The following is an 8,338-nucleotide window of genomic DNA, read 5'->3' on the forward strand; positions in this document are numbered from 1 at the left end:
TCAGGGTTGACTGAGCAGAGTGACCTGATAGCCTGCAGCGGCAATCAGTTTCGGACTCTTGATGGAGAACTGAACGGGTGTATGGGATAAAAATCCGGAGATGCTCTCTTCCGGCTTTGCCAGATATTCTTTAGGTGTGAATTGCAGATGGGCAATGGGTGCACCGTAAACATTACTCAGAGTGACCTGGATGACCGGGTATGCCTGCACGTGCCCCGCCAGATTCTCCATTTTTCCGGTAATTTCAGCCAAGTGATTATCCAGCGCAGTGACATGACTATCGACAATGCGCATTTCCCTATTGGGTCCCGGCCAGGAAATCTGTGTACCTAATGTGTTGGCACTCTGGATCATGGCACGGCGGATGGGCGCACTGTTGGCTGCATAACTATAGACGCCCGTTGACCAGAGGATTTGTCCAATCAGCGCCAAAATCAACAGGAAAATAATCAACAGGAGTAAATAACGGCCCAGACGCTGCCCCAGATGGGCGCCGGCTGCACTGGTTTCGTCGTCCGGGTTTACCTGGAAGACGTGCTGGCAGACGCCACATTTCACTTGATAGTGATGTTGTTGCAGGGCCTTTGCTTCCACGCTGAAAGTGGACTCGCAACGCGGGCAGGTTATTTCCATGGTTCAGTCTCCGGATTTTCGCTGGCCATACAGCAGGGACCAGTCTTCTTCATGTTGCGGGGCGGCTAAATTAAAATAGGGTGCGTAGGCATTTTGAATGCCGGTTTCCTGGCTGTGGAGAATGCCGGAGAGGGCAATCCATCCTCCTGGCCTGGTCAATGCAGCCAGCGTCGGGGCAAGACTGAGCAGGGGCCCAGCCAGAATGTTGGCAACCAGAATATCCGCCAAGGGCAGTGGTGTTGCTTCCGGCAGGGACAGTCGCAGTCGCTCCGCGACACCATTGCGTTGGGCGTTGTCCATGGCCACTTGCAGCGCAATTGAGTCGGTATCGACTCCATAAGCTTCTTTCGCACCCAAAAGCAAAGCAGCAATAGCGAGAATACCTGAGCCGCAGCCATAATCCACAATGCACTCGCCACCTTGAATGTGGCTTTCCAGAAAGTGCAGGCAGCGCGAAGTAGTGGGATGCGCCCCGGTACCAAAAGCCTGGCCGGGGTCGAGGTGCAGTTCATAGCGGGCATCTTGTGGCGCTTGATCCCAGCTGGGAACCACCCAGAGTTTTCCAAACTGACGGGCCGGAAATTGTGCCTGGGTACTGGATACCCAATCCTGATCTTCCAAAGCATGGACAGAGGCTCCGTAGTTTTGCCAACCGGCCATGTTTACTAAGGCATGAATACTGGCTTCGCTATGGTTTTCGGCAGCAAAAAGCGCCAGACACTGACTTTTCTGCCAGAGCTCTCCTTCAATAAAAAGTGCTTCGCTGGTATCCAGCTCCAAAAAAGTGATGGCTTCAGCACCTGCCTCCTGCAATTGTGTTTCCACCTTTGCGGCAGAGTCGGCCGGAACCTGAAGGCTCAGTTGCCACCACGCAATGTTCATAGCGCGAGCAGTGCCTCCAGATAATGGATGTTCACTTCACCGGCTGCATATTGGGCTTCTTCAAGAATGCGGCGATGCAGAAGAATGTTGGTCTGGATGCCTTCAATGCTGGTTTCCCGCAGAGCGCTGCGCATGCGCATCTGGGCTTCTTCCCGATCATTTCCATAGGCGATGATTTTGCCGATCATGGAATCATAGAAAGGCGGTACCCGATAACCGGCATATATATGGCTGTCTACCCTAATTCCTGGACCGCCGGGTGGGTGCCATGCCGTGATTTGCCCGGGTGAGGGCATGAATTTTTCAGGATCCTCAGCGTTGATGCGGCATTCAATGGCATGTCCCTGCAAGCGGACATCTTCCTGCCGGAAAGGGAGAGGCTTGCCTGCCGCAATCAGAATCTGCGCTTTGACAATGTCCACACCAGTAATCATTTCAGTCACTGGATGCTCTACCTGAACGCGGGTGTTCATCTCGATAAAGTAAAAGGTTTTACTGCCGGGATCGTAAAGAAACTCAATGGTTCCGGCACCGCGATAGCCCATGTCTGAACAGGCTTTGACCACTGCTGCACCAATTTCGGCGCGTTGTTTATCGGTAATGCCTGGAGCCGGTGCTTCCTCGACGACCTTTTGGTGACGCCGTTGTACGGAGCAGTCCCGTTCGCCGAGGTGTACGCAATGGCCGTGCGCATCGCAGAGCACCTGGAATTCAATATGGCGGGGGGTTTCCAGAAATTTTTCCATGTACAGGGTCGGATTGCCAAAAGCCTTGCCCGCTTCTGCCCGGGTCAGGTTGGCGGCGTTGATCAAATGTGCCTCGGTGTGGACAACGCGCATGCCGCGTCCGCCACCGCCACCGGCAGCCTTGAGAATGACCGGATAACCGATTTCCTTCGCCAGTTTTTTGAGGGCTTCATTGTCATCGGGTAGGGGACCATCAGACCCGGGAACGCAGGGTACGCCGGCCTTGATCATGGCGGCCTTGGCCGCGATTTTGTCTCCCATCAGGCGAATGGTTTCTGCACGGGGACCAATAAATGCAAAACCGCTGTTTTCCACCCTTTCTGCGAAATCGGCATTTTCCGATAAAAATCCGTAGCCGGGATGAATGGCTTCGGCGTCGGTAACTTCTGCGGCAGCAATGACCGCCGGGACATTCAAATAGCTTTGATCACTGGGAGCGGGGCCGATACAGACTGATTCATCGGCCAGCTTGACGTGCATCAGGTCACGGTCGGGTTCGGAATGTACGGCCACCGTGCGGATACCCAGCTCACGACAGGCACGCTGAATGCGCAGGGCAATTTCGCCCCGGTTGGCGATGAGGATTTTCTCAAACATATCAATCCTCTGGTGCAATAATAAAGAGTGGTTCACCGTATTCTACGGGCTGGCCGTTACTGGCCAGCACCTTGATGATTTTGCCGGAGACATCCGCCTCAATTTCATTCAGCAATTTCATGGCTTCGATAATGCAAAGTGTCTGACCAGCCTTGACGGTGCTGCCTTCTTCAACAAAAGGCGCAGCTTCCGGTGAAGCAGCCCGATAAAAGGTGCCGACCATGGGGGACTTGATCATGTAGCCCTGGGGGGCGGTTTCAGGTGCTGCAGTGGCTTCAGGAGGCCGAGTTACTTCTGCAGCCGGTGTTGGCAGTGGGGCTGGCTGAGTGTGATAGGTCACATTTTGCGGGGCGACGGGCGCTGCATGTCGGGTAATACGCACCTTACTTTCACCTTCCACAACTTCAATTTCGTCAATAGCGCTTTTTTCAAGTAATTCGGCAAGGCGACGAATGAATTGGATATCCATACTTTTCCTTATTATGCGTTTAGTCGGGGCGTGAAAAACGCCGGTAAATGGCTTCCAGCGCGAGGAAGTAGCCATCAGCACCCAATCCGGCGATGACCCCTTGGGCCATGTCGGAAAAGTAGGAATACTGACGGAAGGGTTCCCGCGCATGAATGTTGGACAAATGTACCTCAATGAACGGAATCGCCACGGCACTCAGGGCATCCCGCAGGGCCACGCTGGTGTGGGTAAACGCAGCAGGATTGATGATGATGTTGGTGACACCCTGCTTGGGTGCAAGCTGCACGGCATCTATCAATTGATGCTCGGCATTGCTTTGCAAGCTGCTCAAGGCCCAACCCCAGGCATTGGCCATGGCTACCAGTTTGGCGTCTATGTCGGCCAGGGTACTGTGGCCGTAGTGTGCCGGTTCACGCTGACCCAGAAGGTTCAGGTTCGGTCCGTGCAGTACCAATATGTGAGGATTAGATACAGCCATGGCTTCCGCGTAACATCAAGAATAAACTGAAGTCTGCCGCAAATGCGCGCATAAATCTAGGTCGAAGCACTACATCAGCGACTCATGATTTTTCGCAGGCATCGCCCCACGCGTTGATTTGACGTAGAATACACCCAATATATGGTTCATAGGGGTTGCTGGCAGTATGGTGCAGCCCAGACAGGTCGCTGCGACCTATTGTGATTGACGACGCCGGAGAGAGGTGGCTTTGCCATGTTATACCCTGAATTATTTAAATCCCTGGAGGCCGCGCGTTGGAATATGGCGACAGATATTCCCTGGGATCAGTTTGATCGGAGTCTGGTGAGTGAAGAGCAGCTGCGCACCATTAAGATGAATGCTGTGACCGAGTGGTCGGCGCTGCCGGCGACGGAAATGTTTTTGCGTGATAATCGCGATGATTCGGATTTTTCGGCCTTCATGTCCATCTGGTTTTATGAAGAACAGAAGCACGCGCTGGTTTTGATGGAATACCTGCGCCGCTTTGCCCCCGAATATCTCCCGACTGAGGAAGAGCTGCACAAGGTGCGCTTTGAATTTGATCCTGCCCCTGCCATGGAAACCCTGATGCTCCATTTTTGTGGGGAAATTCGTTTGACGCATTGGTACAAATGCGCGGCGCAGTGGCACAGCGAGCCGGTCATTCGTTCTATTTACGAAGTGCTGTCTAAAGATGAAGCGCGGCACGCGGGCATTTATCTGAAATATATGCGCCGGGCCATTGAGCGCCTGGGAGACTCGGCGCGTCTGGCTTTCGCTAAAATTGGCGTATTGATGGCTAATACCAAGACGGCAAAGGCTTTGCATCCAACCAACTTGCATGTGAATAAAGAGATGTACCCTGAGGATAGTGTCCAGAGTCACCTGCCGGATCCGGGTTGGCTGGAGCAATGGCTGGATACCCAGATTCATTTTGATGCCATCTGGGAAGGCAAGGTTATCAATGGCATTTTGCGCAATCTTTCCACGCTGCTTGAAATTCCCATCCAGAGTGCCAAGGATCTAAGCCGTTATCGTAAGGCCATGTCCAGTGCAGACCGCGAAGCATCCGGGCATATGGCCGCTGGCTGACATCAGGAACGTTTAAGTATGTCAGATGCGTCCTGGCGGAGTATGAGCCTGGAGGAAAGGTTGAAATGGGCACTGAGTCCTGAACTGCCCGGGCACTATCGTCCCTTCCTGCTGAGGGAGCAGTGGGTACAGACGCGCTGTTACTTTGCCAGACGCGTGGATTTGCTGCCCGGAGAAGTAGCGGCGTTGGCTCGGGATGACGACTACGTGATCCGCTTGTGTATTGCGAAAAGACCGGATTTATCAGCGGAACAGGTGGCGGAGTTTTGTATGGATCGGGATCCCAATGTGCGTTATGCCATTGCCCGAAATTCCCTGCTGACGGACATTCAGCGCGCCGGGCTGCTTGCCGATGAAGACGAGTTGGTAAGAACAGCCGCAGCCAAGGGGCCACGGCCTAGTCAGGAGCGCTGTCGTCCAGGTCAGGCGCCGTTATTGCGCTGACCCGGCGGTACCGACCTTAGTCAGCCTGGCGGCGCAGAAAGGCAGGTATATCCAAATCGGCAAAATCCTGAACCCCGGAGCTACGGTTAGAGGTTGAAGCTGGTGCCGGACGTTCGTTATGACGCATACCCACGGGTATGTCGAGATTGCGCCAGTCGGAAGGGGTGCTCGGATTGCCGGCACTGGCAGCCCCACGACCCCGGATGTTCTCCACGGCCAAACGTACAGGTTCGCGTTGCAAACCCGTAGCCACTACAGTGACGCGTAACTCCCCATCCAGGTCAGGATCCAGCACTGTACCGACCTTCACATTGGCGTCATCTGCTGCATAACCGCGAATCAGCTCGCCGACTTCCTGGAATTCGCCCAGGGTCAGGTCCATACCTGCCGTGATGTTGACGAGAATACCGCGTGCCCCGGAGAGGTTGATGTCGTCCAGTAACGGGCTGGATGCGGCGCGGGTCGCTGCATCTCTGGCGCGGTTTTCACCCTTGCCACTGGCGGCACCCATCATCGCCAGACCCATGCCTGACATGACCGTACGCACATCGGCAAAATCCAGGTTCATCAGGCCGGGACGGGTGACCAGCTCGGAGATACCCTGCACCGCGCCCAACAAAATGTTGTCCGCTGCCTGATAGGCATCCTTGAGACTGATGGATGTGCCCAGAACGGCCAGCAGCTTCTCATTGGGAATAATGACCAGAGAATCGACATGCTGGGAAAGTTCGTCGATACCGGAAAGTGCATGCTGCTGGCGTTTTTTGCCTTCAAAATTGAAGGGTTTGGTTACCACACCAACCGTCAGAATGCCCATATCCCGGGCAATGGCAGCAACAACAGGAGCAGCACCCGTACCGGTTCCGCCACCCATGCCGGTAGTGATGAATACCATATCCGCTTTTTCGAGGGCTGCACGAATATCATCGCGACCTTCTTCCGCTGCCTTGCGGCCGACTTCCGGATCAGCCCCGGCGCCCAGACCACGGGTAATCTGCGCACCCAGCTGAATGGTGCGGCTAGCCTGTGAGTGACGTAAAGCCTGGGCATCCGTATTGGCGGTGATGAATTCCACCCCTTCCAGACCCGCTCCGCACATGTTGTTGATGGCGTTACCACCACCACCGCCGACGCCGATGACCTTGATGACGGCGCCGTCCTGTTCGCATTCGTTCAATTCATACATGATATTTCTCCTGATTCGTTAAGTATGGGTGTTGGTGGGGATCAGCCGAAGCTGGTCTGGACCCAGTTGCGCATTTTCCGGAAAACACCACCAAAGCTGGTGTCCATACCGGCATGTCCCTGACTGTGATCTTCATAGGCCGCCTTGGGCTGGGCGACAACGGCGGCTTCGCCTTGCCCGGCAGGTTGGTTATGTAATCCGTACATCACCAGGCCTACGCCCGTGGCATGTCCAGGTACCCGAACCACGTTTTCCATCCCCGGCAAATGCATGGGTTCACCGACGCGAACCGGCAGGTGAAGGATTTCTTCTGCCAGTTCGGCAATGCCTTCCAGACGGCTGGAACCGCCGGTAATGACAACGCCAGCGGCAATCAAATCTTCATAGCCGGTGCGCCGTAGTTCTGCCTGGATGAGTTCAAACAATTCCTTGATGCGGGGCTCAATGATGTCACCGAGAATGCGCCGGGAAATGGTGCGGGGCGGGCGGGTGCCGACGCTGGGGACCGAGATTTCATCATCCTGCTGAATGAGATCACCCAGGGCGCAACCATATAGCTTCTTGATTTGCTCCGCTTCAACGGGTGGGGTGCGAAGGCCCAGGGCAATGTCATTGGTCACCTGATCTCCGGCGATGGGAATGACAGCCGTATGGCGGACGGCCCCATCGCGGAAAATGGCGATATCGGTAGTCCCGCCACCAATATCCACCAGACAAACACCCAGCTCTTTCTCGTCCTGGGTAAGCACGGCGTCTGCCGAGGCCAGCTGTTCGAGGACCAGATCCTGGACTTGCAGCCCGCAACGTTCCACACATTTGGCGATATTCTGGGCGGCGCTGACTGCACCCGTAACAATATGTACCCGGGCTTCCAGACGGACTCCCGACATGCCGACCGGTTCGCGAACCCCTTCCTGACTGTCGATCATGAATTCCTGGGGCAGAATATGAATGACGTTCTGATCCTGCGGGATCACGATGGCGCGCGCGGCGTCCATGACCCGACCTACATCATCATTGCTGACTTCCTTGTTTTTGATGGCGACAATACCGTGGCTGTTGTAGCCGCGAATATGTCCGCCGGCGATGCCGACCACCGCGCCATGAATCTGCACACCGGCCATGAGCTCGGCTTCCTGCACGGCACGGGTGATAGCCTGAACCGTGGATTCAATATCCACGACAACGCCTTTTTTCAAGCCCCGGGAGGGGTGCTGACCAACACCGATGATTTCTGCTTCACGACCACCTTTGGACTGCGCAACAATACAGGCCACTTTGGAAGTACCAATATCCAGGCCGACGATGAGTTCCTGATGTCCACGTTTCATTTGCTTTCTCTCCTTCGGATCCGGGATCCGTTACTGACTGTTGACGGTGGTCGCTGAGGGCATGGCGACCGCAAAACCATTGGTATAGCGAAGATCCATTGTGGCTCCGGCTACCAGGTATTCCTTGACCTGGGGGGCAATGGCCACCCAGCGTTTTAAAGCGGGTATCACGTCCTCGCTGCCCAGCAGCAGGCGAACCTGATTATTGAGAATGCAGCGCCATCCACCCCTTTGGTCTTCCTGAAGGGAAACGACCTTCAGGCCCAGTGGGGCAACAATGGAATTAAATTTCGCCAGTTGCGCGAGGAGTTGGCTGCCACTATCGGCGGGTCCGGCTAGATTGGGGAGTCCATTGGGTACTTGTGCCGGGGGAACGCTGAACACTTTTCCCTGGGCATCGACCATTTGCCCGGCACCACCCAGCCAGCGGGCGACCGGCGTGTAGGGTTTGATATTGACCGTCAGGCGGGTCTGGCCCGA

At 55.2% G+C, this 8,338-nt stretch carries 10 protein-coding genes; 2 read left to right on the forward strand and 8 right to left on the reverse strand.

Annotation, left to right across the window (positions count from 1 at the left end; translation table 11 throughout):
* From BLW97_RS01265 to aroQ, 5 genes are read right to left on the reverse strand one after another with little or no spacing between them, the layout of a single operon-like run.
* Nucleotides 1–633, reverse strand: a complete 633-nt coding sequence (locus BLW97_RS01265; RefSeq protein WP_024893327.1) for a zinc-ribbon and DUF3426 domain-containing protein — start codon at nt 631–633, stop codon at nt 1–3.
* A 3-nt stretch (nt 634–636) separates the two neighbouring features.
* Entirely contained in the window at nt 637–1,515 is an 879-nt protein-coding gene (prmA, locus tag BLW97_RS01270) for a 50S ribosomal protein L11 methyltransferase (RefSeq protein WP_075322085.1), read from the reverse strand.
* Nucleotides 1,512–2,858 carry an acetyl-CoA carboxylase biotin carboxylase subunit gene (gene accC / locus BLW97_RS01275; protein ID WP_010641208.1) on the reverse strand — a complete coding sequence of 449 codons (1,347 nt, stop codon included), beginning with the start codon at nt 2,856–2,858 and terminating at the stop codon, nt 1,512–1,514. Before accC ends, prmA begins: the two co-directional genes overlap by 4 nt.
* 1 nt (nt 2,859) lies before the next feature.
* Entirely contained in the window at nt 2,860–3,327 is a 468-nt protein-coding gene (gene accB, locus BLW97_RS01280; protein ID WP_024893330.1) for an acetyl-CoA carboxylase biotin carboxyl carrier protein, read from the reverse strand.
* Between the two features lie 19 nt (nt 3,328–3,346).
* Nucleotides 3,347–3,805 carry a type II 3-dehydroquinate dehydratase gene (gene aroQ, locus BLW97_RS01285; RefSeq protein WP_010641211.1) on the reverse strand — a complete coding sequence of 153 codons (459 nt, stop codon included), beginning with the start codon at nt 3,803–3,805 and terminating at the stop codon, nt 3,347–3,349.
* Between the two features lie 234 nt (nt 3,806–4,039).
* Here aroQ and BLW97_RS01290 point away from each other — a divergent pair, with 234 nt between their 5' ends.
* Both BLW97_RS01290 and BLW97_RS01295 read left to right on the forward strand, forming a co-directional pair.
* Nucleotides 4,040–4,897 (forward strand): diiron oxygenase, encoded by an 858-nt coding sequence (locus BLW97_RS01290; protein ID WP_024893332.1) that lies wholly within the window; start codon nt 4,040–4,042, stop codon nt 4,895–4,897.
* Nucleotides 4,898–4,915: 18 nt separating this feature from the next.
* Complete coding sequence (locus BLW97_RS01295; RefSeq protein WP_075322086.1) at nt 4,916–5,341, forward strand: hypothetical protein; 426 nt, start codon at nt 4,916–4,918, stop codon at nt 5,339–5,341.
* Between the two features lie 16 nt (nt 5,342–5,357).
* On the opposite strand, the gene ftsZ is transcribed toward BLW97_RS01295, so the two are convergent.
* The 3 genes from ftsZ to BLW97_RS01310 form a co-directional block, all read right to left on the reverse strand.
* Complete coding sequence (gene ftsZ / locus BLW97_RS01300) at nt 5,358–6,527, reverse strand: cell division protein FtsZ (RefSeq protein WP_010641217.1); 1,170 nt, start codon at nt 6,525–6,527, stop codon at nt 5,358–5,360.
* A 41-nt stretch (nt 6,528–6,568) separates the two neighbouring features.
* The gene (ftsA, locus tag BLW97_RS01305) at nt 6,569–7,858 is read right to left on the reverse strand and encodes a cell division protein FtsA (RefSeq protein ID WP_010641219.1); all 1,290 of its coding nucleotides are present in this window, start codon (nt 7,856–7,858) and stop codon (nt 6,569–6,571) included.
* A gap of 30 nt (nt 7,859–7,888) precedes the next feature.
* On the reverse strand, nt 7,889–8,338 hold a 450-nt coding region (locus BLW97_RS01310; RefSeq protein WP_143214896.1), incomplete at its 5' end, for a cell division protein FtsQ/DivIB.

This window comes from Acidithiobacillus albertensis, from assembly GCF_001931655.1.
GTDB lineage: Bacteria > Pseudomonadota > Gammaproteobacteria > Acidithiobacillales > Acidithiobacillaceae > Acidithiobacillus > Acidithiobacillus thiooxidans.